This is a genomic window from Geodermatophilus sp. SYSU D00697 (assembly GCF_054050175.1).
The window spans coordinates 265315-290462 of sequence record NZ_JBJGYV010000002.1 but is presented as its reverse complement, the minus strand read 5'-3'; the positions used below and the strand labels follow the sequence as shown (position 1 = coordinate 290462).

Annotated in this window: 19 protein-coding genes and 1 pseudogene; 7 read left to right on the top strand and 13 right to left on the bottom strand. The window is 71.4% G+C overall.

The genetic code is table 11. The features are described from left to right. Positions 1-58: 58 nt before the first annotated feature. Both ACI79C_RS03290 and ACI79C_RS03285 read right to left on the bottom strand, forming a co-directional pair. On the bottom strand, positions 59-1717 hold the full coding sequence (locus ACI79C_RS03290) for an HNH endonuclease signature motif containing protein (protein WP_456944176.1): 1659 nt from the start codon (positions 1715-1717) through the stop codon (positions 59-61). Positions 1718-1773: 56 nt separating this feature from the next. Beyond that, entirely contained in the window at positions 1774-2865 is a 1092-nt protein-coding gene (locus ACI79C_RS03285) for a hypothetical protein (protein ID WP_456944175.1), read from the bottom strand. A gap of 96 nt (positions 2866-2961) precedes the next feature. On the opposite strand from ACI79C_RS03285, the gene ACI79C_RS03280 reads away from it, so the two are divergent. After that, a complete protein-coding gene (locus ACI79C_RS03280) occupies positions 2962-6225 on the top strand; it encodes a DEAD/DEAH box helicase (RefSeq protein ID WP_456944174.1) in 3264 nt (1087 codons plus the stop codon). Positions 6226-6279: 54 nt separating this feature from the next. Here ACI79C_RS03280 and ACI79C_RS03275 read toward each other — a convergent pair whose 3' ends face one another. Next, the gene (locus tag ACI79C_RS03275; RefSeq protein WP_456944173.1) at positions 6280-7572 is read right to left on the bottom strand and encodes a Fic family protein; all 1293 of its coding nucleotides are present in this window, start codon (positions 7570-7572) and stop codon (positions 6280-6282) included. A gap of 406 nt (positions 7573-7978) precedes the next feature. Here ACI79C_RS03275 and ACI79C_RS03270 point away from each other — a divergent pair, with 406 nt between their 5' ends. Further along, positions 7979-8362: a helicase-related protein gene (locus ACI79C_RS03270; protein WP_456944172.1), complete on the top strand. Its 384-nt coding sequence runs from the start codon at positions 7979-7981 to the stop codon at positions 8360-8362. A 479-nt stretch (positions 8363-8841) separates the two neighbouring features. Beyond that, positions 8842-10107, top strand: a complete 1266-nt coding sequence (locus tag ACI79C_RS03265; protein WP_456944171.1) for a hypothetical protein — start codon at positions 8842-8844, stop codon at positions 10105-10107. A gap of 384 nt (positions 10108-10491) precedes the next feature. Here the strand turns inward: ACI79C_RS03265 and ACI79C_RS03260 are convergent, their stop codons facing one another. The 3 genes from ACI79C_RS03260 to ACI79C_RS03250 all read right to left on the bottom strand — a co-directional run bounded on the left by ACI79C_RS03260 (position 10492) and on the right by ACI79C_RS03250 (position 12273). Beyond that, positions 10492-10872, bottom strand: a complete 381-nt coding sequence (locus ACI79C_RS03260; RefSeq protein WP_456944170.1) for a PIN domain-containing protein — start codon at positions 10870-10872, stop codon at positions 10492-10494. After that, positions 10869-11123, bottom strand: a complete 255-nt coding sequence (locus tag ACI79C_RS03255; protein ID WP_456944169.1) for a type II toxin-antitoxin system Phd/YefM family antitoxin — start codon at positions 11121-11123, stop codon at positions 10869-10871. The genes ACI79C_RS03260 and ACI79C_RS03255 overlap by 4 nt, the downstream gene beginning before the upstream one ends. Positions 11124-11226: 103 nt before the next feature. Continuing rightward, positions 11227-12273, bottom strand: coding sequence for a hypothetical protein (locus tag ACI79C_RS03250; protein ID WP_456944168.1), 1047 nt, complete (start codon positions 12271-12273; stop codon positions 11227-11229). A gap of 283 nt (positions 12274-12556) precedes the next feature. On the opposite strand from ACI79C_RS03250, the gene ACI79C_RS03245 reads away from it, so the two are divergent. Further along, the gene (locus ACI79C_RS03245; RefSeq protein ID WP_456944167.1) at positions 12557-12859 is read left to right on the top strand and encodes a DUF3303 domain-containing protein; all 303 of its coding nucleotides are present in this window, start codon (positions 12557-12559) and stop codon (positions 12857-12859) included. A 62-nt stretch (positions 12860-12921) separates the two neighbouring features. Here ACI79C_RS03245 and ACI79C_RS03240 read toward each other — a convergent pair whose 3' ends face one another. The 7 genes and pseudogenes from ACI79C_RS03240 to ACI79C_RS03210 form a co-directional block, all read right to left on the bottom strand. Continuing rightward, on the bottom strand, positions 12922-13551 hold the full coding sequence (locus ACI79C_RS03240; RefSeq protein ID WP_456944166.1) for an antibiotic biosynthesis monooxygenase: 630 nt from the start codon (positions 13549-13551) through the stop codon (positions 12922-12924). A 245-nt stretch (positions 13552-13796) separates the two neighbouring features. Beyond that, a pseudogene (locus ACI79C_RS03235) lies at positions 13797-14684 on the bottom strand (IS5 family transposase); the annotation flags it as partial. A gap of 113 nt (positions 14685-14797) precedes the next feature. Then, positions 14798-15586, bottom strand: coding sequence for a DUF6339 family protein (locus tag ACI79C_RS03230; RefSeq protein WP_456944165.1), 789 nt, complete (start codon positions 15584-15586; stop codon positions 14798-14800). Next, positions 15583-16467 (bottom strand): hypothetical protein, encoded by an 885-nt coding sequence (locus ACI79C_RS03225; RefSeq protein WP_456944164.1) that lies wholly within the window; start codon positions 16465-16467, stop codon positions 15583-15585. Before ACI79C_RS03225 ends, ACI79C_RS03230 begins: the two co-directional genes overlap by 4 nt. A gap of 5 nt (positions 16468-16472) precedes the next feature. After that, complete coding sequence (locus ACI79C_RS03220; protein WP_456944163.1) at positions 16473-18275, bottom strand: hypothetical protein; 1803 nt, start codon at positions 18273-18275, stop codon at positions 16473-16475. A gap of 101 nt (positions 18276-18376) precedes the next feature. Beyond that, on the bottom strand, positions 18377-19369 hold the full coding sequence (locus ACI79C_RS03215) for a PD-(D/E)XK motif protein (protein ID WP_456944162.1): 993 nt from the start codon (positions 19367-19369) through the stop codon (positions 18377-18379). Then, complete coding sequence (locus tag ACI79C_RS03210) at positions 19366-21972, bottom strand: Z1 domain-containing protein (RefSeq protein ID WP_456944161.1); 2607 nt, start codon at positions 21970-21972, stop codon at positions 19366-19368. Before ACI79C_RS03210 ends, ACI79C_RS03215 begins: the two co-directional genes overlap by 4 nt. A gap of 482 nt (positions 21973-22454) precedes the next feature. Between ACI79C_RS03210 and ACI79C_RS03205 the strand changes: the two genes are divergently transcribed. From ACI79C_RS03205 to ACI79C_RS03195, 3 genes are all read left to right on the top strand, one after another. After that, positions 22455-23540, top strand: coding sequence for a DNA cytosine methyltransferase (locus ACI79C_RS03205; protein ID WP_456944160.1), 1086 nt, complete (start codon positions 22455-22457; stop codon positions 23538-23540). A gap of 49 nt (positions 23541-23589) precedes the next feature. Beyond that, a complete protein-coding gene (locus tag ACI79C_RS03200) occupies positions 23590-23964 on the top strand; it encodes a very short patch repair endonuclease (RefSeq protein ID WP_456944159.1) in 375 nt (124 codons plus the stop codon). An 82-nt stretch (positions 23965-24046) separates the two neighbouring features. Then, positions 24047-25141: a DNA cytosine methyltransferase gene (locus ACI79C_RS03195; protein ID WP_456944158.1), complete on the top strand. Its 1095-nt coding sequence runs from the start codon at positions 24047-24049 to the stop codon at positions 25139-25141. Positions 25142-25148: the final 7 nt, after the last annotated feature.

Genomic DNA, 25148 nt, shown 5'->3' with positions numbered 1-25148 from the left:
CCTCGACAGGTCGACACGTCCGACGGGAGCGAGCTCGTCGTGAACCGTGGGCAGGCCCTCACCGGCGCAGCGGGTCGGGTGGCGCGAGGTCGTCGAGCCAGGGCGGATCGGGTTCGGGGTCGTGGCACCAGCCGGGTGGTCGGGTGGAGCGGGAGACCCCCGACGGCGTGCGGACGATGAGCCGACCATCGGGCAGCAGCGCGAAGGACCAGCCGCGGGCGAACGTCTTGATCCGGTGGTGCCGCCGGCAGACGCAGCAGAGATTCCAGCAGGCGGTGGGGCCGCCGGCGGCGAACGGCTGCCCGTGGTCGATGTCGCAGCGGCCGGGCCGGCGGCGGCAGCCGGGCATGCGGCAGTGCCGGTCGCGGACCGTGACCAGGCGGCGCTGCGCGGCGGAGGGCCGGTAGCAGCGGCTCGGTGGTGGAGGCCGCAGGCCGGGCCCGTCGCCCCTGCCGCCGGCTGCACCTGTTCCGCAGGTCGGGCCGTTCGGTCCGGCTGCACCTGTTTCGCAGGTCGGGCCGTTCGGTCGGGCCGCACCTGTCCTGCCCGCTCCGCCGGCTCGGCCCGTCCCGCCGGCCGCCTCGGCGACCAGCCCCGTGCGCTCGGCGGGGCGGCTGCCCGCCTCCCGGCCGCGGCGGCGGATCCGGCGACCCCGGCCGGCGGCGCGGCGGAGCTCGGCGCGGGTGGCCACGGCGATGGTCTCGCCGGTGGCCGGGTCGTCGATCGCGACGTGGACCGACCCGCCCGCCGGGGCTGACCCGAGGTCCAGCATGCCGAGGGAGGCGAGCAGCTCCCGCCAGTGGGTGGCGGATTTGAACCACCCGTCAATCTCGGCCGGCGAGGCCCCGGCCGGCCCATCGGGCCGCAGCGAGGGCAGCGCGGCGTGGATGAGCAACTGCGCGGTCACGGGTGGGCGGCTGGTGTCCCAGGGCCGGAGGATCAGGTCCAGTGCCGCGGCGGAGCGCAGCACGCCCATCGGCCGGTCGTCCCCGTCGGCACGCATCCACCGCGCGTACTGATCGACCGCGTCGCGAGCGGCGTGCACGGCGGACAGCGGCCCCTCGACGACCAGCCGGCCCAGGTCGTCGGCAGTGCGCTCGACGTGCACGTCGGCCGAGCGCTCGGCCTCCCTCCGGCGGCGCTCTTTGGCCTCGGCGTCCAGCCGGTACAGGTGGTAGCGGGCCCGGTCGGCCAGCCGGCCCGGCGGGCACTCCTCGGCAGCCCGGAGCACGCGTGCCTGGACCCCCGCGGCGACGGCGTCGTCGGCGTCGCCGAGCAGGTCGAGCAGGATGCGTGCCTTGCGCACCGTCAGCCGCCCGGCGTACAGCTCTGACCAGGTCGCGGCCAGCTTGGTGGTGAGCAGGATCGACTCGGCCGCCAGCCGGCCGGCCTCGGCTTCCGAGCAGTGACGGATGATCGCGAGCTCGGAGACGAAGTCGTCGGACACGTCGGCAAGCGCGGCCGGGCGCATCGCGCGGGAGTCCGGCCCCGGCCCGCCGCGGAGGCCGAAGGCGGTGTCCCGCTCGACCGAGCGCCGGCGCGCCAGCTCGGCGATGGTGGCGGCCTGCCGGGCGTGCTCGCGGGCCATGTGCGCGTCGGCCGACCAGATGTCGCAGACCAACTCGAGCTCGGCCGCCTGCGGCGACACCACGTCCGATGGCAGGAAGGGCATCGGCTCGCCGCCCTCCGGCGGCCGCGGCACCCCTCCGTCTTCCATGGCTGCACGGTAGCCACGGGGTCTGACAGTCTCCGCAGGTCAGCGGGGTGTCGAGGTCACTCCTCGCGCACGGCGGCACGGAAGGCGTCTGCGGATGCGTCGACCGCCGCCAGGGCGTCGTCCGTGAGCTCCTGCCAGAGGCCGCGCGCGGCGTGCCCATGGCGGATCAGGTCCCGGAGCAGCTCCGGCGCGCGGTCGAGGTGCGGCGTCGTGCCGTCGAGGTACAGCAACCGCGGATCGAGCAGTCGGCCGACGTTGTCCGGACTCCAGACGAGCGGATCCCCGATGCCGTTGGCGCTGCCCACCGCCAGCACCTCGTCCAGGAGCGGCCGCAGGTCGTCGTCCGACCACGAGGAACCCCAGGGACCGGCGAGGAAGCCGTCGGCGACCTGGTCGAGCTCGTCCGCCGACAGCTCCTGCAGCACGAAGCCCTGGCCGCCCTCGGGGAGCAGCGACAGCACCCACTCGACCAGCGGGCGCGATTCGGCCAACCGCTCGGACCCGACCCGCCCGGGTCCGAGATCGAGCTCGGCGAGGGCCGCGGCGATGCGGGCGCGGGCGTCCGCGGGGGAGATGTCGCGCACGCGGACGTCCGGGTCGTCGTCCTCGACCAGCAGCCCGACCACCGACGCGAGCGGGGCCTGCGCGACGTACCCGTCGGTGGCGACGGCGCCGAGCTCGTTGTCGATGCGGACGACGGCGGTGAGGGGATGGCCGCCGGGCGTAGTGACGCCCACGAGCAGCTCGTCGGCGTCCCGGAACACCGTGCTGACCTCGACCGCCCGATCGACGGGCTCGGTGCGGTCGAGCTCGGCGAGCCAGCGGGGGAGCACGTGCCCGCGCTCGGCGATCTCGCGGCGCACCCGCCGGCGCAGTTCGGCGTCGACGGTGAGGGTGGCGATCGCGAGCAGGGCGGCCGACGTCTCGACCCGGTCGACGCCGGCCAGGCTCCGGACGAGGTCCTCGAGCGTGGCCCCCGGGTCGTCGGCCCCGGCAGCCACGGACAGCAGCAGGCCGACGGCGCCGAGCAGCGGACCGGGAGTGGGGGAGTCGACGCCGTCGCGCAGGGCGTCCAGGAGATCCGTCTCCGGCGACGCGCGGCGCTGCTGCGGACGGCGGGACTTGGCTCGCTTCTTGCTCTTCGGCATCGCCGACGGACGCTACTGCGGCCCGCCGGCGTGACGGGCCTCGGCGACTGTGGACGAGCGGTTCCCGCGTCCCCGGGCCGCCGTAGCCTCGGGCGCGTGCAGGAGGAGCTGCGACCGGCGCTCACCGACGGCGTTCTCCGCCGCTCGGTCGGTGACCAGGCCTGGCTGCGCGGAGCCGCGTACGCACGCGAGGGCCGGGTCTCGGAGGTCTCCTCCTACCGCGCGATCGGCCGGGTCGAGGGCGTGGTGGCCGGCAGCCAGGGGCGGGCCTACCGGACGGTGGCCGAGTACGACGGCGCCGAGCGCCGGTGGTGGGGGGAGTGCAGCTGCCCGGTCGGCCTCGACTGCAAGCACGTCGCCGCTCTCCTCGTCGCGGCCCGGCGGACCCTGGCACCGGCCCCGGCGTCCCGCCCGCCGGACTGGGAGCTCGCGCTGGCCGACCTGCAGCCTCCTCCGTCGGCCGGGTCGGGCGCGGGCACCCCCATCGCGCTGCAGTTCGACGTCGAGAGGGGGAACCGGCGCACCGGCGCGGCCGAGGTGTCGGTGCGGCTGCGCCCGGTCGTGCCCGGCCGGAACGGCCGCTGGATCCGCACGGGCGTGTCCTGGCGGACCCTGCCTTACGACTGGGCGGGGCAGCGCAACCCGGCGCACGTCGAGGCGCTGCAGGGGCTGCACCGGGCGCACCGGGCCGCCGACGAGCGTCCCGGCTCCGGCTGGTCCTACGGCTCCGCTGACGTGCCGGTGCGGCTGGAGGAGTTCGGCCCGGAGCTCTGGCCGGCCCTCCAGCGGGCCGCCGACGCGGGCGTGACCCTCCTGACCACCCGCAGCGGCGCCGTCTCGGTCGTCCCCGAGCCGGGCGCGCTCGCCGTGGACGTGCGCCGCGACGGCGAGGCCGGCCTGCGGGTGGAGCCGGTCGTCGACCTGGGGCACGACGTCAGCGTCCCGGCGCCGGCGGGGCTGCTGCTTGGCAGCCCGCCGCACGGCATCGCGCTCGTCCCCGGTGTCGACGGGCTGCCGGAGGAGCTCGTCCCGCCCGACGGCCTGGCCCTCGTCCCGGTGCAGCGGGTGCCGCGGCAGGTGGAGCGGCTGGTCATCGGCGGTCCCGTGCGGGTGCCCGCGGCCGACCGCGCCCGCTTCCTCACCCACTTCTATCCGGCGCTGCGCCGTGCCCTGCTAGTGCGCTCGTCCGACGGCTCGGTGGACCTGCCCGAGGTGCTGCCGCCGCAGCTGTGCCTGTCCGTCGAGCACGCGCCCGGCCACCGGGCCCGGCTCACCTGGTCGGTGCTCTACCGCACGGGCGACGACGTCCGGCGGGTGCCGCTGGCTCCGGGCGGCCCGGACGCCGGCCGGGACGGCGCCGCGGAGGATCGGCTGCTGCGCGCCCTGCCCGCGCCGCCGGACCGGCTGCTGCGGATCTGGCACGTCGGCGCGCACCCGCGGCCGGTGCCGGTCGCCGAGCTGTCGGGGGTGGACGCCGCCGTCCTGACCACCGAGTTCCTGCCCCGACTCGCGGACGCCGGCGTGCTCGTCGAGGTGACCGGGGAGCCGGCGGACTACCGGCGGGCCGAGGCGGCCCCGGTGGTGAGCGTGTCCGCCACGGGCGGTGAGGACGGCGACTGGTTCGACCTCGGCGTGACGGTCACGGTGGACGGCGAGGACATCCCGTTCGCCCCGCTGTTCGCGGCGCTGGCGGCGGGGGAGGAGTTCCTGCTGCTGCCCAGCGGCACCCTGTTCGACGTCCGCCGCCCGGAGCTCGACCGGCTGCGCAAGCTGATCGTCGAGGCGAAGGCGCTGCAGGACGCCGACGGCCCGGGGCTGCGGATCAGCCGCTACCAGGCCGGGCTGTGGGACGAGCTGGTCGAGCTGGGGGTCGTGGCCGAGCAGAGCGAGCGGTGGGCGCGTGACGTCCGGACGCTGCTGGACGTCGACGACGCGGCCCCACCCGCGGCGCCCGCCGGGCTGGCCGCGCAGCTGCGCCCGTACCAGCTGCAGGGCTACCAGTGGCTGTCGGTGCTGTGGGACGCCGGGCTGGGCGGGGTGCTCGCCGACGACATGGGCCTGGGCAAGACCCTGCAGACGCTGGCGCTGGTCTGCCGGGCGCGGGAGGCCGGGGAGCTGACCGCGCCGGTGCTGGCGGTGGCGCCCACCAGCGTGGTGTCGAACTGGGCGCGGGAGGCGGCCCGGTTCGCGCCCGGCCTCGCCGTCCGGACCGTCGAGGCCACCGGCCGCAAGCGCGGTACGTCCCTGGCCGAGGTGGTCGAGGGCGCGGACCTGGTCGTCACCTCGTACACGCTGCTGCGGCTGGGGGAGGAGGAGTACCGCGCGCTACCGTGGAGCGGGCTGGTCCTCGATGAGGCGCAGTTCGTGAAGAACCACCAGGCCAAGACCTACGCCGCGGCGCGACGGCTGCCCGCGCGCTTCAAGCTGGCGATCACCGGGACGCCGGTGGAGAACAACCTGATGGACCTGTGGTCCATGCTCTCGATCGTCGCGCCCGGGCTGTTCCCCAGCCCGAAACGGTTCACCGAGCACTACCGGACGCCGATCGAGCGGGGCGGCGACGCCGAGGTGCTGGCCGCGCTGCGCCGGCGGATCCGGCCGCTGATGCGCCGCCGCACCAAGGAGCAGGTGGCCGCCGAGCTGCCGCCCAAGCAGGAGCAGGTGCTCGAGGTGGCCCTCACCCCGAAGCACCGCAAGGTCTACGACACGCACCTGCAGCGGGAGCGCCGGAAGGTGCTCGGCCTGGTCGACGACCTGCAGTCCAACCGGTTCACCATCTTCCGGTCGCTGACGTTGCTGCGGCAGCTCGCGCTCGACCCGGCGCTGGTCGACGACACCTACGCCGGCATCGGGTCGAGCAAGGCCGACGCGTTCCTCAAGCACCTGCAGGAGGTGGTCGCCGAGGGGCACCGCGCGCTGGTGTTCAGCTCGTTCACCGGTTTCCTGGGCACGGTGCGCGGGCGGCTGGACGCCTCAGGGTTGCCGTACGCCTACCTCGACGGCAGCACCCGCGACCGGCAGCGGGTGATCGACTCGTTCCGCTCCGGTCAGGCCCCGGTGTTCCTGATCAGCCTCAAGGCCGGCGGGTTCGGACTGAACCTGACCGAGGCCGACTACGTCTTCGTGCTCGACCCGTGGTGGAACCCGGCGGCGGAGGCGCAGGCGGTCGACCGCACGCACCGGATCGGCCAGGACAAGGCGGTGATGGTCTACCGGCTGGTCGCCGCGGACACGATCGAGCAGAAGGTCCTGGCGTTGCAGGAACGCAAGCGGGACCTGTTCGCACGGGTGCTGGACGACGACGGCGGTGCGCTGTCCGGCGCGCTGACGGCCGAGGACATCCGCGGCCTGTTCGCGTGACTGCAGTGCGGTCCGCTCCGACGGGGACGAGGCGGAGTTCGCCGAGGTCGCAGCTCACGGTCGTGGCGGCGCTGGAACGGAACGGTTGGGTGGGGCGAGGCGCGTGTCCCAGCGCGTGCTGGCCAGTTGCCGCTCGGCGCGGGTGACGACCGAGAACACGTCCGTGGCGGTGTAGCCGGTCGTGCCGCGTTCGACGGATCGGCGGGTGAGGATGCCGGCATCCGCGAGTTCCTCGAGGGCGGCCCGTGCAGCGGGGAACGAGACGTCCAATCGTCGTTGGGCCGTGCGGGTGGTCATGACGGGCACCTCCGGCAAGGTGCGCAGGATGCGCGAGGTCGCCGAGTCGGCACGAGGTGTCTCGCGTCGTCCCTGTGCGGCGCGGTGTTCCGCCAGCTTCACCCCCCACTCCGCCTGCAGCTCGCTGATCTGCGCGGCGAACAGGCTCGCCTGTTCGGCTGCCACCGTCGCCGCATGCAGGAACAGGTCCAGCCAGGCAGCCACGCCGTCGGCTGCCTGGTCCGACTCCGGCGGACCCACGTACCGGTAGGACGTGAGCCCTTGGACGTATCGATCGCGGAGCGTGGCCAGTACGAGGCTCACCGGCAAGACTGCCGACGGCGTGAGCCCGCGGCGGGTGAGCACCGTGTGGATCAGGGCTCGACCGACACGCCCGTTCCCGTCCGTGAACGGGTGGATGGTCTCGAACTGGGCGTGCACGATCCCGGCCTGGACGAGCGGCGCATGAACGGAGCCGTTCACGTAGTCGACGAGGTCCGCCATCAGGCCGGGAACCAGCTCCGGTGGTGGTGGGACGAACTCGGCGGACAGCGGATGCCAGGACGAGCCACCGATCCAGTTCTGGACCCGCCGGAGACCGTGGTGGCGCTCGTCGGGCAGGAGCGCACGGTGCAGCGCTTCGACATCGGCAACGGTGACGGCGTCCACCCGTGCGAGCTCTTCGCTCGCCCTGCGCAGGACCGTGATGTTGTTGGCCACGAGGCGTGCCTGGTCGCTGAAACCGCGTACGTCTTCGTCCTGGGCCAGCTCGGCGAGCGCCACTTGCTGGGGTGACGGGGCGATGCCTTCGATGAGGGAACTGGCGATCGCTTCGGAGCGCAGGAGGAAGCGGGCGAGCCCTTCGAGGGCTCGCGCTCCTCGCCCCTTGTCCAGCTCTCGAACCGCTCGTTCGGCCACCGTCGCGGCGTGAGTGGCCTCGCGCGACATGCGCAGGGGGCGGGCGGTGACGCCGTCAGGCCCGTACGTGCAGTAGGGGCCGGACAGCCGGTCGGCGCGCGGCACCATGGTCACGTCGGAGTGCTCCCAGACGGCGTCGAGCCAGCGTGCCATGCGGGAAACCTTTCATGACCGGGATCGCCATTGAACTTTGACACGCGATCCTTTGGTCGGCGGTGTCGCGATTCAAGGATGTGCCGACCCGCGGTCGACGATCGCGGCACCGTGCTCGACGTCGTCGGACCTGCGATCGAGGCGCGCCCCGGTCAGCTCGGCCAGCGGCGCAGACCTCGTCCAGTGCGCGTAGGGGCGCAGAAGGCGTCGGCGGACGCAGCGACCGCCGCGAGGGCGTCGTCCGTGAGTCCTCGCCCGAGGCCGTGCTCGGTATGGCCGTAGCGGATCAGGTCGCAGAGCCGGTCCGGTGCGGGGTCCAGGTGCGGTGTCATGCCGTCGAGGTGCCAGAGCTGGGGGTCAAGCAACGGGCCGGACGTTGTACCGGCTCCGGAGAAGCGGATCGCCGATGCCGTTGGCGCTGCCTGCGGCCAGCACCTTGCTGCGGCAGCTGACCCTCGACGCCTCGCTGGTCGACGTGGCCTGTGCTGGCATCGGGTCGAGCAAGGTCGGCGGGTTCGGGCTGAACCTGACCGAGGACGACTACGTCTTCGTGCTCGACCCGTGGTGGAACCCGGTGGCGGATGCGCAGGCCGTCGACCGCACACACCGGATCGGGCAGGACAAGACCGTGATGGTCTACCGGCTGGTCGCCGCGGACACCATCGAGCAGAAGGTGCTGGCGCTGCAGGAGCGCAAGCGCGACCTGTTCGCCCGGGTGCTGGACGACGACGACGGCGGCGCGCTGTCCGGTGCACTGACGGCCGAGGACATCCGCGGCCTGTTCGCCTGACGCCAACGCCGGCGCGACCGTCGAGGTGGACCCGGCCCGCTCCGGCGTGGGTGCCGATCCTCTGCTGACCTTCGACGGGACCCGCTGCCTCCCTGCCTCTCGGGTCGAGGAGGACTGGGCACCGAGCAGGACGCGCTCGAGCTGACCTCGTTCTCCCCTCGAGGCGCGACCCGGGCGTGCTGGCCGAGCTGGTGAACGGGCAGAGCACCCTGCTGCCGCAGGCCCGGCTCACCTCGCGTCGGACCGCCGCCCTCTCCCTGTGCGGGTCGACACAGCAGCGGCGCTCGGGGCTCCTGAGGCACGTGCGCCCGGTCCGGAGGACTGCTCCGCGCAGGTTGCGTCACAGTGGCGTTCCGCTCGGGCAGAGTGCATCGCAACGCGTGCCAGCCGCCAGTGAGTGCCTGGCCGGCGCCTGTGAGGAGCCCGACTCGCTGCCTCCTTCGCAGGGCGTTCCCCTACCCGCGTTCGAGGAGCCCACGGTGGATGCCGACGTTCAGCTGATCAGTGACGGCGATGGCTTGGCGGTCATCGGGAATCCGACTGCCGTCGACCTCTTCCTCGCCGCTGAGCGACTGGCGTCGAAGGATCTCGGACTGCCTCGTCTCGGAGCCGTCTTCAAGGCGGGTGCCCAGGTCGCCCAGGTGTATCCCGAGATCGCGGAGATGGCGGGTCGCTGGGTGGAGCTGACCAAGGAGTCCAAGCACCTGCTCGAGAAGCACGGGCTGAAGAAGAGCCCGGCGTCCGGTGTCAGCACCGCCGTGGTGAAGGCCGGCAAGGGCAACGGGCAGGCCGGTGGACTCGTCGGCTTCGCGAAGGACTCCGTGTCGCAGCTGTCCAAGAACCCGGCTGTGCTCTCCGGTGCGGCGGGGCTCATGGCGCAGCTCGCGATGCAGCAGACCATGGACGAGATCACCGACTACCTCGCCACGATCGACGCCAAGCTCGACGACGTGCTCCGCGCCCAGGAGGACGCCGTCCTGGCGGACATGATCGGCGTGGGCTTCGACATCGACGAGGCGATGACCCTGCGCGAGCACGGGGGCCGGGTCAACGAGGTCACATGGTCGAAGGTGCAGGGGTCTTCGGCGACCATCGCGCGCACCCAGGCGTACGCGCTGCGTCAGCTCGACGCGCTCGCCGAGAAGCTGGAGCGCACGACCAAGGTCGGTGACCTCGCCGAGACGGCGAAGAAGGCCGAGGCCAAGACTCAGGACTGGCTCGCCGTCCTGGCCCGGTGCTTCCAGCTGCAGGACGCGATCGCCGTGCTCGAACTCGACCGGGTGCTGGAGGTGGCCCCCGACGATCTCGACGGACATCGTCTCGGGCTCAAGGCCGTCCGGCAGAAGCGTCTCGAGACCATCACGCAGTCGACCCAGGAGCTGCTGGCCCGCATGGATGCGGCAGCGGGCACGGCGAACGCCAAGGTGCTGCTGAACCCCCTCCAGTCGCCGGCCATCGTGCGGGCGAGGGAGCAGGTCGCGCTCGCCGTCACCGACTTCCACGGTCGGCTCGGGATCGAGTCCGGTGGGCAGTCGGTGGAGGCGAGGGCCTGGACGTCGGCCGCCACGGAGTTCCGGGACAGGGTGTTCGAGACCGGCGCCGAGGGCGTCGATGCCTCCATGCGCCTGGGGAGCGAGACCCTCGGCCGAGCGAAGTCGGTGACGGACAAGCTCTCCAGCGGCATCGCTGGGCGCGCGCTCCGCTGGCGCGGCAACGATGAGGAGCCCGCGCAGGCGGCGGACTAAGCGACGTCGCCTGTCCGGGTGACCCTTCTGCCACCGGGGCTCGCGCCCACCGACTCGTGTCGGAGGCGTCCGCTGTCCCTGGGTCGGCAGAGGCGGGCTGCCGGGCGACGGTGATCGAGATGCACGGAGCTGTGCAGCGACTCGACGGACGGCTGGTGCCCAGCCCGACCTACCTGACCTCCCACCCACCATGTCGCACCTGACCCGGCTCGACCTCGGGGTGGCGGCGGGGAGTGGGTGGCGCCGGACATGGAGACGACGGAGCGCCGCAGTTCGTCTTCGACAGCGGCCTGCTCACGCGCAAGCTGAAGGTCGCCGCGTTGCTGCAGCCGGCCACGTACGCCGAGCGGCTGACTGCCGTCCCGGGCCCGGGACGGGCGTTCGTCAGACGTGGACGACGCGGAGCCCGGCGAGGTCGGCGAGGACGTCGAAGTCGGCGTCCTGGCTGACGACCGGGACATCGTGGGCGAGCGCAGTGGCAGCGATCCAGGTGTCGTTGACGTTCATCCGCCTGCCCGATCCGGCGAGGCGCAGACGGAGCTCGGCCCAGGCGTCGGCGACCGGTAACGGGTTCAGGTCGCCGACGGTCTGCAGGGTGGGAAGCCCACGGGATCGCACCGACAGGTCCGAGGCGGCGAGGACGCCGGCCCGCAGCTCCGCGTAGGTGATCACCGAGACGGCGACCTCGTCGGGCATGCGTGCGACGTCGAGTCCACGACCCTCGCGGGCGATGAACACGCTGGTGTCCAGCAGGCCGCGGGTCACTCGATCGGTCCGAGCTCGTCCGTTCCGCCGGAGAGGGCCCGCAGCTCCTCGCCGAGAGCGGGATCGGCCTGGATGTTCGCGAGTCGCTCGACCAGGAGCGAACTGGCGGTCCAGTGCGACCGGTGGGTGCGGAGCGGCCCGAGCTCGGCGACCGGCTCGCCGTTGACGGTGATCTGCACGGACTCGCCCGCGGCGGCGCGGCGCAGCACGCCGGCGGTGTCGTTCCGCAACTGGCGCGAGGTGACCTCCACGGCTACGAGCGTGGCACTTCCGCAGCACACGGTGCGCTGCTGCTGAGCGGGTGATGCCACGAGCACCCGGGGGGTGACACCGGGGCGCTGTCGCCGCGCTGCGTCACCCGACGACGAAGGCGGTGGTCCGGCGGCCGGCCGTGCCGAGACAGGCGCCCGCGACGGTGAGGCTGCCGTCGGCGGACGGGGCGACCGCGCCGAAGACGCCCGCGCCTCCGCACAGCGAGACGACCCCCGTCCGCTCGCCGGTGTCCAGGTCGACCGCGGTCAGCTCGGCCGGGGAGTAGCTGGCCGACAGCACGACGTAGGCGACGCGGCCGCCGGTGTCGACGGCGAGGTCGAGCGCGGTGTCGTCGGTGCCCTCCAGGTCGACCGCGGTGCGCACCCGGCCGTCGACGACGGTGACCAACCGTCCGTCCTCGAGCGCCTCGCCGACGTAGACGGTGGCCACGGCGGTGCCGTCGGCGGTGACCTGGAGCGCCGTGGGGGTACTGACCCGCTCGGGAACGAGTTCCACCGGGGCGCCGTCCGGGCGGAGGTCGGGGGTGAGGCGGGCGAGGGCGGCTCCGGTGCCGCCGCCCACCCTCGGCTCGACGACGAGCGCGACGAGGCCGTCGTCCGGCGCCGTGGCGAGGTGGGTGACGGGCGCCGCGGTGACAGCGGTGGTCCGGACGGCCCCGGTGGTGGCGTCGACGGCGGCCAGGCGGGTGTCGCGGGCGACGTAGAGGGTGTCGCCGTCGAGGGTGACCGCGGTGGGCGGGCCGCCGAGGGGGAGCGGGACGGCGGTGGCGGTGTCGGTGACCCTGGTCAGCTCTGTGCTCACGATGAGGGCCGCGCCGTCGTCGTCGATCACGAGCCGGCTGTCCGGGGCCACCGCGGGGACGGCGTCGACCGTGGGGGCGGCGGTGCCGGCCAGCCGGACCAGCCAGCTCCGCTCAGCGTCCTCGGCGCCGACCAGGGCGACCGGTGGGCCGTCGGGGCTGGGCGCGAGGTCGTAGTAGACGACGTCGGTGCCGACCGCGTCGTCCAGGTCGACCGTGGCGAGCACGGTCCGGGGAAGGGGAGGGGTGTCGTCCGGCCGCACGTCGTCTCCGGCAGTGCAGGCGGCCGTGAGGAGGATGGCGAGCACCGCCGCCGGGGTGCGGGACACGGGAGCTCCAAGGGCGAGCTGCGGTCGAGGTGGACGACTCCGGCCGAGGGCTCGCGGTCGCCGCGACCTCCCGGCGGCGCCCAGGCACGGTCGGTGTCCGGCGGGCGACCGGTAGGGAGGATCGCCGGGACCGGCTGCCCGCCGCATCGATCGGGCTTGAGGGCGGGGACCCGCGGCGGGACGCTCCCGGGTGCTCCGCGCCGTCGCCCGGGGCCCCGGCCGGCACCAGCGGCCGGGTCTCGAGTGGACCGGCAGGAGCCCTGTCCACCGAGGGAGGCTCGCGATGAAGTACCTGTTGGAGTGGAAGAGCCGTAGTGGCGCGTCCGCGCAGGAGAACCTGGTGTCGCTCAAGCGCTCGCTCGAGGTGTTCAGCAAGTGGACGCCCGCCACGACCGTCCACCAGTTCCTCAGCCGGGTCGACGGGTCGGGCGGCTTCGCCGTGCTCGAGTCCGATGACCCGACCGCGGTCGGGAAGGACTGCGCGATCTTCTCGCCGTACCTGGAGTTCACCCTGCACCCGGTCGTCGACGTCCGGGAGGGGGCCGCGCTGCTCCAGCAGGCGGTCGACTTCAACGAGACCGTCTGAGACACCCGGCTGAGGGGTCCGGCGCCGGCCGGGCCCCTCGGGCGCGCGGGGGTTCGACGGGGTCAGACGGTCTCGGGCACCCGCAGGTGGGCGAAGACCAGCTCCATCTCCGCGACGTCGAGGATGTCGACGCCCATGACGTTGACGCTCTCCTCCCGCAGCATGCGGGCCTGCTCCCGGGACCCCTCGAGGGCGGCGCGGCTCTCGAACACCGTCGTGCCGACGGCGCGGCCGCTGTCGCGGTCGACCAGCATGCTGAGGCTGCAGAAGCCGCGCATCTCCTGGATCCGCGGCATCAGCCTGGTGCGGTACACGTCGAGCAGCTGGTCGACCCGGCTGGGGTCGGTGCGGACCCAGGTGATCCGGCAACAGGCGCCGTCGGGGGCCTGGTGCTCGCGGTGCAGGACGGCGATCTCCCACTCGCGGACCTCCGGCTCGGCGACGCCGGCGCCGAAGCGGTCGACCATCGCCTCGCGCATGGGATGGACGTGCTGGTCGCTGGCCTGCATGGCCTGCCGGTCCTCCCAGGCCGAGGTGGCGATGTACTTGCCGCTCTCGCGGTCGCACATCATGGACAGGCCGATGCAGCCGTCCATGTCGCGCATCGCCGGCCAGACCTCGTCGCCCATGTAGGCGATGGCCTCGTCCATCGACGCGGGGAAGATCATCAGGGTGGTGGAACGGGCGTACATCTCCCGGCTCCTCTCGTGCCGTGCGGCCGTGGTGTCGTCGCATGCGTGAGCGTCCTCGTGCTGGACGGCGGACGACGGTGCCGAACGTCCCGCGCTACGTGCTCGCGGCGACGTAGCCGGGCAGCCAGCGCCGGGCCTCGGCGTCCACGGCCACCGTGGCGGCGAGCGAGCAGAGGACGCCGACCAGTTCGGCGGCCACCCGCTGCAGCAGCAGCTAGGCCCTGTTCGATAAGTCGCGGAGATAGGAGATAGATGTTGATGTTGGTGATCTCGACGGTGGCGTCGTAGCGGACGGCGAGCTTGTCGTATCGGGTGGCGAAGGCGCGGTTCTGCTTGTGCCGGTTGATGCCGCATTCGACGGCGTGCCGCTGTCGGTAGCGGTCCCGGTCAAACGCCGGTAGCCGGCCGCCGGCCGAGCCCTTCGCCCGGCGGTGGGCCAGCTGATCGACCTTGTTCGGGATGGTCGCCGGGACCCCGCGTCGACGCAGGTAGGCGCGGTTGCCGCGGCTGGAGTACGCGCGATCGGCCAGCACTCGGTCCGGCCGAGTCCGGGGCCGTCCGGGCCCGGATCGTCGCGGTACTCGGATCCGGCCGAGGACCACGGTGAACTGCGGGCTGTCGGCGGCCTGGCCGGCGGTGAGCGCCGTGGCCAACGGCTTGCGGCCGGCCTCGACGGCCAGGTGCACCTTGGTCGTCAAGCCGCCGCGGGAGCGGCCCAGCGCATGGTCGGCCGGTTCGCCGACCGGCGGCTGGACTTGCCCTTCGGGATGGCGGCGAGCACCGGCGGCGTGCTGGTGGGCCCGGTTGACGGTGGAGTCCACCGACACCGTCCAGTCGATCAGCCCGAGCTCGTTGGCCACCGCCTGCAGCGCGGTCTCGATCGCTGCCCAGCGGCCGGCCAGCTGCCAGGCGCGGAACAGCCCGTAGACGCACTGCCAGGTGCCGTAGCGCTCGGGCAGGTCCCGCCACGGGCAACCGGTGCGGGTGCGGAAGCGGATGCCGTTGATCAGCTGGCGCAACGTCCAGCGACGAGGTCGGCCCGTCCGTGGCCTGCCCGGGAGCAGTGCCGCCAGGATCATCCACTGCTCGTCGGTCAGGTCGTGGCGGGCACCGGCCGGTAGGGTGCCGTCCACGAGGTCTCCGTGGTGAGGGTCTTCTTGGTCGTTGATCCCTCTACCGGAAACCTCGCCTACTTCCCGGCACCAACACGCCCGATCGGCGCGGCGAGCGACTTCTCAAACACGGCCTAGACGCCGGCGTGCCGAGGTCCGGTGGCCGACAGTTGGGCGCCGAGCAGTCCCACGGACTCGGCCACAACCCCCATGACCTGGCTCCGCAGCTCGGCGGAGTCGAGGGACTCGAAGTCGACTACGGCTCCCAGTCGGGAGAGGCGCTTGAGGACGTCGACGAGAACCTCACGCTCGGGAACTCCGCCACGATCGACGGAGGGCCAGACCTCCGCGATTATTCGGACCATGGCGCGGCTCCCGCCGATGGACCGCCGGCGCGCGAAGATCTGGTCGAACGCGGCCTCGCCGAAGGTGTCCAGCAAGCGGTACCGCCTGTACTGCTGAGGGACGGCCAGCAAATGCGCGCGCCACCACAGCCGGCCCCAGACGTGACGGGTGATGTCGGTGCCGAGCACACGGTCCCCGGGAGGACGCGGGTATCGCCAGTACGAGACGTCGGGCAGCAGGACAAGCGCCAGGAAGGCCCAGATCGGCCTCACGGCGGCTTCGCCCGCGACCAACCCACACCGCTCGTGCAGGAGTTGAGCGATCTCCAGGTCGAAGGTGACGCGGTCCTGTCGGCGTACTCCCTGGGGGAAGCCTGCTCGTGTGGCGACCTCGAGGACGTCGTTGCGGAGGCGGTCCAGCTCCTCGGGGGTGACGCGCCGACCGCCTGTCGCGGCGAACACCGCCGACGGGTGGCGCAAGGCGTGCCGGCTGCTGAGCTCTGTCACCGATGCCTCGAGGTGTTGCTGGTGCAGCTCACGAGCCGCGTCGCCAAGCAGTCGGGGATAGAGGACGCTCACGGGTCCACCAACAGCTGTGACGTCTCCTGCAGTCGGCTGCCGAAGAGCGCGGGCGCCGTCTGTCGCTCCCGGCGCAGCGCCTCCATCGAGAAGGCAGGAAAGGCGTTCCGCACGACAGTCGTGAGCAGCGCCCCGAGCGAACCGACTGAGTAGTCGGTCTCCTCCTTCAGGTCCTCGTCGGTGAGCGCTCGTTCCACCAGCAGTCTCAGGACGTCGGCCCGCAGGACCGAGAGGACGCGACGGTCCGCCTCCGTCGGTGACCCGGCGGCCTCCACGGCGCGCATGACCACCTCGTGGCGCTCGTTGACCAGCAGGAGGATCGAACCGAGAGCTGCGCCGTCGAGGTCCTCGTCGATGTGCAGGTACCACCCCGCGCCGGTCGGATAGGGCAGGTCGTGGAAGTCGGCGGTCGCGATGGGGAAGAGGGTGTTCTCACCCTCGAGGAGCACGCGCTGTCGGTCCGACCAGAGCACGCTCCCGGGCCGGCTCGCGGCTGCCCGTGACCGCCCGGACCCTGGCGTCCGCAGCGTGATGTTGGTGATCAGTTCCAGGGTGCCGCCGAGGTCGTCGCCGGGCAGCCGGAAGTCGATCGGGGCCTCGAATCCGTCCTCGGCGGGCAGTGGCATCCGCCATGCGAGACCGCGCAGGAGGGAACTGGTCGCGTGCCACTGGACGCTCAAGTCGACCTCCGCGTCCTCGGTCAGGCCGCTCAGCCGTCGGAGCCGGAGGCCGTCCACCGACGTTGGCCGGTGGAGGGACAACGTGGTGCTGTAGTCCCAGTCGAGGAGCGTGTCCGGCAGGAGCTCGCTCCCGTCCGGCGTGAGACGCGACCACGGGCCGGCCGTGACGACGTCGTCCGGTGGCCGCAGGAACGGGAACACCCGCGTCACGGTGAACTCGCGGTACTGACGTCCGTCAACGAGGTGGCGACGACGCTGACGTCGGTCGCCGTGTCCGGCACGGGGAGCACCACGAGTTCGACCTCGGCGGGTCCATCGACGGTGCAAGCCTCCTCGGCGATCGTGCTCTGCGCGGTCCGCCAGTGCACGACCCGTGGCCGAGCGGCGCCGGCAGGAGGATCGTCCTCGCGGCCCTCCCAGGTCACAATCGCCAGGCGCGCCTCCAACCGGACGGGACCTTCGGCCGCGACACCGTAGCGCGCGACCAGGACGATCGCTCCTTCCGACTCCTGGATGCGAGGTTCGCTCAACACCGTGACCCGCGCTCTGGGCGACGGACCCGAGGTGGTGCCGTCGGATCCGCCCGTCCCGCTGCCGCCGTCGCGGTGTCCCGCGGTCCTGGTCCCTGACGCACCCGGACGGCCGTTGACCGCCAGGCTCCCTCCGCTGCCGTCGGAGCCGGCGAACGCCGCAGCGACCAGTCCACCCAGGTAGTTGCTGGCGGCCCCCAAGGCCGCCCGTGACGTGGTCGACACCGCTCCCTGCACCGGTGCGCGGAAGACGGCCAACTGCTCCCTGAGGCGCGTGAACGTGACTCTGACGAAGGTGCGCGCGTGTCCCGTCAGCTGCTCGTAGACCCAGTGGTCGTGGGTGGGCGGTTCCGAGGCCGCATAGACAGCGTCCATCTCGTCGTCGGCCCGGAAGACACCCGCATAGACGCTGTGGACGGAGCTCGTGGTGGGGCCTTCGTGGTAGCGGACGACGAGCTCCGGTGCCCGCATCAGGCAGACGTGGTGGGGGTCGCCCTCGACTCCCGCGTAACTCGCGGCGGCGGACGCGTCACCCGGGGACATCGGGACGACGACCGCTCGCTCGAGGGCGAAGCGGCCCAGGCGCTTCTTCGGGTTGCCGCTCTCCAGCGTCGTCGCGGAGTCGGTCGGCAACCGGCGGTAGGCGTTGACGAACATCCGCAGTGGGTAGAGCCGGGCGGGGTCCGGGACGGGGAACGAACGACCGGCCGCGGTGACGTCGGGGAGAAGCCGCTCGGTGCCTCGCTCGGGCAGCATGATCGGCCACAGCTGCCACGCGATGGTCTCGGCCAGGTGCCGGGCGGCGTGTTCCACGTCGTCGAAGTCGTCCAGGTCGGGGTCGAGGACGACCAGGGTGGTCCCCGACTCCTCCGGGCCGAAGGGAGTCAGCCCCAGTGCCCGTGCGATGTCGTCCGCCTCGCTACCTACCAGGGGCTCGACGTGGTCGTCGCGGACGTCGCCCCACCAGTGACGTCCGGTGAAGGGCCTGCTCTCCGCGTCGACCCGCTCGTGGCTGTCGAAGGAACTGCCCAGGGCGATGCCGATCAGCCGGGAGGAGAGGACGCCGGTCTCCTCGTCCAGCGTCCTCGTGTAGACAAGGATCGTCCCCACACGGGACAGGCGGTACAGCACGGCCTTGCCGTAGCCGTAGGTGCCGCCTCCCATCGCCGTGTCCCGCTTCTCCCCGACGTTGAGGACGAAGGAGATCCAGTCGCGGCGGCCGGCGGCGAGCTGGTCGGCCCGAGTGGGTCCACCGAGCCCCTTTGTGCCCCGGTCGACCACCGACAGCAAACGCAGGTTCGGCGTCCGGACGGCGCGCCCGACGCCCAGGTGCTCCTGTGCGCCCGCGGGCGGGGTGAGCAGCCGCTCCCAGGTCGGCCGGTGGGTCGGCGCGACGGTGGTCAGCTCGAGGCGGTAGACCGTCTCCATCCCCGGAAGGCGGGCGTCCCACGAGTTCTGCGCCGTCTCCCGGACGAACACGGTGAGCGGGTCGACCGGAGGGCGACCCAGCTGGTTACGGATGCCTTCGGAGGCGATTGCTCCGGTCGGCGGAAATGGCTGGGACCACCATCGCGGCGTCGTCACGAGCGCTCCAGCAGGAAGACCGCCGGGTCCATGTCGGTGCGGTGCCCCTCCGCCGCGGCGGCGTCGAGGTCCACCGTGTACCCGATGGGCCCGACCCCGCCGAGAACCGCGTCCCCGGACAGCCCGGCGGGCACGATGCGGGGGAAGCCCGGACCGACGAGGTACGTACGTTGCTCGACCACCTCGAAGCGATGACGGCCGTACAGCTCGCTGTCGGCCTCGTCGTAACCGACGGTGCGCAGCAGTCCCCGAAGTCGACCGGCGTCGTCCGTGCGCCCGAGCAGCTCCGCCACGAGCTCGGGGAGCGAGACCCCCTCGCCCGACTGCAGTCGCGACCAGTGCAGGACCAGACGACCGGGCGGCGCGACGTCGAGTTGGTCCGCGCCGTGGACGGTGACGACCCTGCCCTCGGGGGACGTCGTCGTCTTGACCTCCACGGCACGGAGACCACGGTGGAAGTCCTGCGCCGAACCGGTGGGTCCGGTCCAGAAGGCGACGGCGCCCGGGTTCTGTTCGAGCAGCGACCGCAGGAGCTGGAGCTCGCCGAAGAGGCCGGCCAGGGCGGACGGGCCGAGGACCTCACGGTTGCCGGCGAGCAGGGCCTTCCAGTCCTTGAGTACCTCACGCAGTGCCCCGACCGCGCGCTCGGGTTCAGCGGCGACGCGATCCGACACCTCGACGCAGAGGGCGGTGAAGAGCTCGTCCAGGCGCTCGTCGACGAGCTCGAGCGAGGCGTACTCCTGGTAGCGCCGTTCGTCCTCGAGGGCGCGCCGTCGGAGAACGACGGCCTTTCCGCCCAGTTCCTCCCGCAGCGTGTGCCGGCCGGCGATCGGGACGAGCAGGTGTCGGCGCCCGTGTGCGTCGACACCGGCGAGGAGCGGGCCCTGTGCGGTGTCCACCCCGACGGCGGCTGTCCGGAACGCCGAGACGACCGGCCGTCCGGCCGCCGCCGTCCAGAGGCGATCGAGTTGTTCGCCGTCGACCGTCACGCGGCCTCGTCGTCGTAGTCCAGTACCGAGGTGTCCTCTTCCTCGACGGCGACACCGGACAGGTCGGCGCTCCAGTACTCGACGTCCGAGTCCGACGTCCCGGGCAGGGGCCGCGGGAAGACGAGCGCGACACCGACCACGACGTCGTCGGTCGGCGCGTTCAACGGAAGGCGTCCCTGCGTGCCGGTCCGCGACTCCGGTTCGATCGGGTAGAGGAGCAGCAGGCCCTGGTCGGGTCGCTGCTCGGCACGCAGGCCGAGGATGTCGTCGCGGTTGCCCACGTCCCTGCCGTCGACGTCCAGGTCGATCGTCTCGTCCCGCCGGCTGCTGAGCGTCTTGATGTCCGCGACCCCGTCGAAGACGACCTCAGACTCCTGACCGAGTCGAGCGCGCTTCACCATCCGCACCTGCACGCCGCTGCCGAGGTCGCAGCGCTCCGTCTTGGCGGCGGGGGACGAGTTCCCCACCACGGCCACGCTCCAGTGCTTCAGCGCGCCGCTCCGGACCCGCTTGCCGATGTAGTCCAGGAGGCGTCCGCGGTCGCCGTCCTCGGAGCGCTCGTGGAAGGAGTACGTACCCAGAAACGCGGTGATGTCCTCGTGCGGGACCCGGGTGAAGACGGCGGTCTCGGAGCGCGGCGCGGTCTCCCGGAGGCCGTGTCGTTCCGCGTTGCCGATCAGGGCCCGAGCGGCGGCGGCATTGGCCTGCAGGGCCGCCTTTCCGCCCGGTGTCACGTCGAAGAAGCGGGTTTCCACCAGAGTCCCGCCGTAGGCGGCGTGGGCGAGGACCGCCGACTTCATCTTCGCCTTGGAGGTGATGCTCATCTTCGGGTGCGAGCGCAGCCGGACCGCGAAGGTCAACGGCGTCTCTGCCGGATTGTGCATGTACCGGTCGATGTCCCGGCGCATGTCGGCCTCGACCGTCGCGAGGTGGCTGAACCACTCGGCCAGCTCCTCGGTCATCCAGATCCGCGGCAGGTCGGCATATCCACTGCGGTAGCCAAACCACCGACCCATCTGCAGAAGCGTGTCGTAGGCCGACACGGCACGCACGAAGAGGCTGGACACCAGGCCCTCGAGGGTCAGCCCGCGCGAGAGGGTGTTCCCGCCCACCGCGATCGCGGTGACCGGACCGGACTCGTAGTTCAGCCGGTCCGTGCTGCGGTAGTTGTCGATCACCACCTTGGTCTCACGAACGACGGCCGGCAGGTGCTGCGCCACCACCTCGAACGGGACCTTCTCCTCGCCGAAGTCCGCAGCGCGCACCAGCTCCGTCTCACGGTCCCAGGTGGCGCGCAGACGGTCGAGCGTTCTCTCGTCTCCCTCACCGAGTCGGCGCATCACCGTGGTGCGGAGGTGGAGCAGCGGCTCCTTGAACGCCTCGTGCACGGCCGTCTCGGTCGTCGTGTGCACCAGCATCGTCGAGTGCGGGTTCCCACTGCCTCGCGCCCGCCGAGCCGCGGTCGCCAGCCAGAACCACTCCACCGCTGCCTGCAGGGAGTGCGTCACCGCCGGCTGGAAGGTCCCGGCCTCCTTCTTGTTGCGCGGCTTGAGGTCGTCCACCTCGTCGTCCGGGACGGTCCGGACCATGTCGTAACCGCCGGGCAGGTCGGCGGCGTCCTCACCGTCGAGGAGATCTCGTCCGAACAGGACCTCCGTGCCGTGGTACCCGTGCGGCTGGGGGAGGTTGACGATGAAGTCCCGGGGATAGAAGTCCTCCTCGACGGACGGGTCGATCAGCAGGTTGGCGAACGGCGTCGCCGTGTAGCCCACGTAGCCGACCTTGGGGAACTTGTCGAGGACGTCGAAGAGGAGGGGATTGATCTTCGTGGTCGCCACCGTCGACTGATCCGCCTCGTCGTCGATGATCAGCGTGGGGCAGTTCTCGAGGTACTCGCCCGCCTTCGCGAGCCACGTGCGCAGCTTGCGCAGGACGGCGGCGTTCTTCTTCACCACCAGGAGGAGGGACTGGTCGCTGGAGGCGAAGAAGGCCTTGGGGTTCGGCGGCGGCACGAAGTCATGGGTCTCGTTCGTGACCTGGTGCCACTGCGCCGGATTGGCCTCGACGAGGTCCTTGACGAGGCGGATCTGGGTCTGCCGCCGGAGGGTGTTGTGGATGCCCGAGAGGACGATGAACAGCTTGTAGCCACGATCTGCTGCCTTCGCCATGACCGCGGTGAAGTTCGTGGTCTTGCCCGACTGGACGAAGCCGACCACCAACCCGCGGGTGCGGAAGCTGTCCTGCTTCGGGTGGTCGAGCAGGGCCACGATCTTGGTGGAGGACTTGTCGATCGAGGCGATGTTCTCCTCGCCGAACCCCTTGCGCCGCATCGAGGACGCCAGCGCCGGCCAGTTGCGGTCGTTGTCCATGTCGGGGCCCGTGTACCACGTCCGCCGACCGTCCAGGAACACTGACGTCGGTTCGTCGAGGTTGCGGATCTTGAGGCTCTCCGCCTCATGTCGCTCGCGGACCGCCCGGATGATCGACTCGTCCGCCCCGAACAGTTGGAGGTTCTTCACGGCGTCATGCGGCGTCATCGACTGCGTGAACTGCAGAAAGACCTTGTAGAGTTGGTCGACCTGTTCCGCTGAGCTGGTTGTCACGGGGTTCCCTCCGTTGGCGTGCCCCGAGAAGGGTAGTAACGCGAGTCAATCACGCTGCGTCTCGGGTCCGAACGCCTGCGTGATGCTGGCCGCCTGAAGATGTTCGTGGGCGCCGGGTGACCCCGGTGCTCTTGGTGGCTCATGTCCCGTGTGAGGGGCGGCGAGAACTGCATCTACGCCAGAGAAGCACGACTGCCCTGCACTGTTTGGTCCGAGGCTCGACGCAGGGATTTTCGGGCCGACTCGCGTCCGATACGTCGGTCCGTACGGACCGTGGCGGCCCAGGGGGACAAGACTTGCGTGCTGTCCCGGGCTCCCGGAGAGGTCCTGTGTCAGGCAGGGTCTCGCCGGATGGCGTCCGCGCAAGATGGCGGCGGGGTACCCCGTTGCGCCATCGGTCACCAGTGGACCGGCCGGCGGGTCGGAGCTGTCGTACCCCTCGTTCAACCTAGGCTCCAGGTGACGTACCAAAGGGGGGCCCGGTGAGCGGCACGCTCGATGAGATCCGCACGCTCGATCTGTTCGCAGGGGCGGGTGGACTGAGCCTGGGCTTCGAGCTGGCAGGACTCGGGTTCAAGCCGGTTCAGGCCGTGGAGGTCGACCCCGCCGCCGCTCGAACGTTCAAGCAGAACTTCGGGTGCCCTGTGCACGATGGCCCCATCGAAGACCTGTCCGAGTTCGAGGACGCGGACGTCATCCTCGGTGGCCCGCCTTGTCAGGGGTTCTCTCCGCTGGGCAAAAACCGTGGCGCGGATGCGCGGGCCAAGTTGAACGCCTTGTGGGAGCAGTATCTGCGGGCCGTGCGGCTGGTGAAGCCGCGTGGCTTCGTCATTGAGAACGTGCCTCAGTTCCAGAAGTCGGCACAGTTCGCGAAGCTCCTGCAGCTCATGGTCACCGACCCGGAGCTGTCCAAGTACAAGTTCAACTTCGGCGTGCTGAACGCCGCCGACTACGGCGTTCCGCAGAACCGGCGGCGGGGGATCTTCATGGCGGTTCGAGGTGATGCACCCGTTCCGTGGCCGCCGCGTAAAACGCACGGGCCTGATTCTGAGAGTCTCACTCCTTACAGAACCGTGGCGGATGCGTTCCAGGGCCTGGAGTCGATGCCCGAGCGGACGGCCCCGGGTGTCGATGAGACGGGGCGGCAGGATCTTCACTTCGTGCGGGAGAAGGTCGACCCCACATCACTGCGTCGATATCGAACGATCCCCTACGGAGGAAATCGATTCGACCTGATGCGCGAGGCGCCTGAGATCACCCCTCGTTGCTGGAAGGAGAAGCCGACCGGTACGACGGACGTCATGGGGCGTTTGTGGTGGGAGAAGCCGAGCGGCACGATCAGAACCGAGTTCAACAAGCCGGAGAAGGGGCGCTACCTGCATCCTGTTGCGCATCGCCCGATCACGCACCGGGAGGCCGCTCGCCTGCAATCGTTCCCTGACGACTTCTCATTCGTGGGCACGCGGACTCAGATTGCGCGACAGATCGGTAACGCCGTGCCACCCGGACTGGCGAGGGCGATCGCGCTCCACCTGCACTCGCTGCTCGAGTCGCAGGGTTGTGACTGACGGGACGGCTGAACGACCCAGCGCCAGCTCACCGGGTGTCGCGGCCCGGATGAGCAAGCAGGCGCGCGCCGACACGGGTCCTGAGTTGGTGTTGCGACGTTTGCTGCACAGGCGGGGAAAGCGGTACCGGGTCGGCTGGCCGGTCCCTGGCATGCCGAGACGGAAGCTCGACATCGCGTTCACCAAGGCGCACGTCGCGGTCAACGTCCACGGCTGCTTCTGGCACGGCTGCCCGATTCATGCCAGCTGGCCCGCCTCGAACGCCGACTGGTGGCGCCAGAAGATCGAAAAGAACAAGTCGCGCGACGAAGAGACCCGCGCGCACCTCGAGGGCCTCGGGTGGACCGTCATCGAGGTGTGGGAGCACGAGGCGCCCGAGGAGGCACTGGCGAGAGTGTTGGCTGCGCTGGAGGCTCCTAGGTGACGTCGATCATCGCGGCGCGTCGTCAGCGGTGACTGTCGGTGGCGCCGGCTAGCGTGAGCTCGTGCGGGGGATCAGGTTCACGATGCTCGACCTGTTCGCCGGTTGTGGGGGGATGACCCGCGGTTTTCTCGACCAGGGCGCTTTTGTCGGCGTCGGCGCCGTGGAGATCGATGGCGCTGCCGCGGCGACGTACGCGGCGAACTTCGACCCGGAGGGACGCCACACCTTCGCTGGGGACATCGCCGACTACAGCGACGTCCCCAAGGTCGACCTGGTGATCGGCGGTCCCCCCTGTCAGGGGTTCTCTGCCCTCGGCAAACGTGACCCCGCGGATCTGCGGAACCAGCTGTGGCGAGAGTTCATTCGCGTCGTGCGGGCATCAGGTGCGCAGATGTTCGTCTTCGAGAACGTCGACCGCTTCGCCAAGACACCGGAGTTCGGGCTCCTCAGGCAGTCCGCGAGTGAGGACGGCGAGCTGTCGGACTTCCGCACGCGTGTGTTCAGGCTCAACGCGGCCGACTTCGGCACGCCACAGAAACGGATTCGCACCATCATCGTCGGCTCACGCGTCGGTCCCGTGTCTGACCCCTTCGCCACTCATGCGAAGACACCGGTCGAAGGTCGGAGTCGGTGGGTGGGCCTGAGAGAGGCGTTCCTGGGGGGGCCAGTACTCCTTGAGCCCCAGGTTCGAAGAACTTGGCTACCGGAGAGCCGGATCGACTTCCAGGGGCACGAGGTCCCGGGAGCTTTCAAGCTTCGGGACCTGCACGTGACCCATGACTACAGCCTCACCTCCCAGATCCGGTACGCCCACATCGCGCCAGGCCAAAGCAGGCTCCATCTCCCTGAGGACCTTCAGTACCCCTGCTGGCGAAGGCACACCAGAGGTGCCGGTGACGTCCTCGGTCGGCTCAAGTGGGACGAGCCCGCGGTCACCATGCGAACGGAGTTCTTTCGGCCCGAGAAGGGTCGTTTCCTGCATCCCCAGTGGGAGAACGGGGGAGTGCAGATCAACCGCGCCCTCACCCATGCCGAGGCGGCGGTCGTCCAGGGATTCGACGACCGGCACCTCTGGTGCGGCACCAAGGCCGAGATCGCGCGACAGATCGGCAATGCGGTCCCGCCGCCGATGGCTCGGGCGGTCGCGGATGCGGTCGCTCACCGTCTGACGGCCTGAGCGGGCC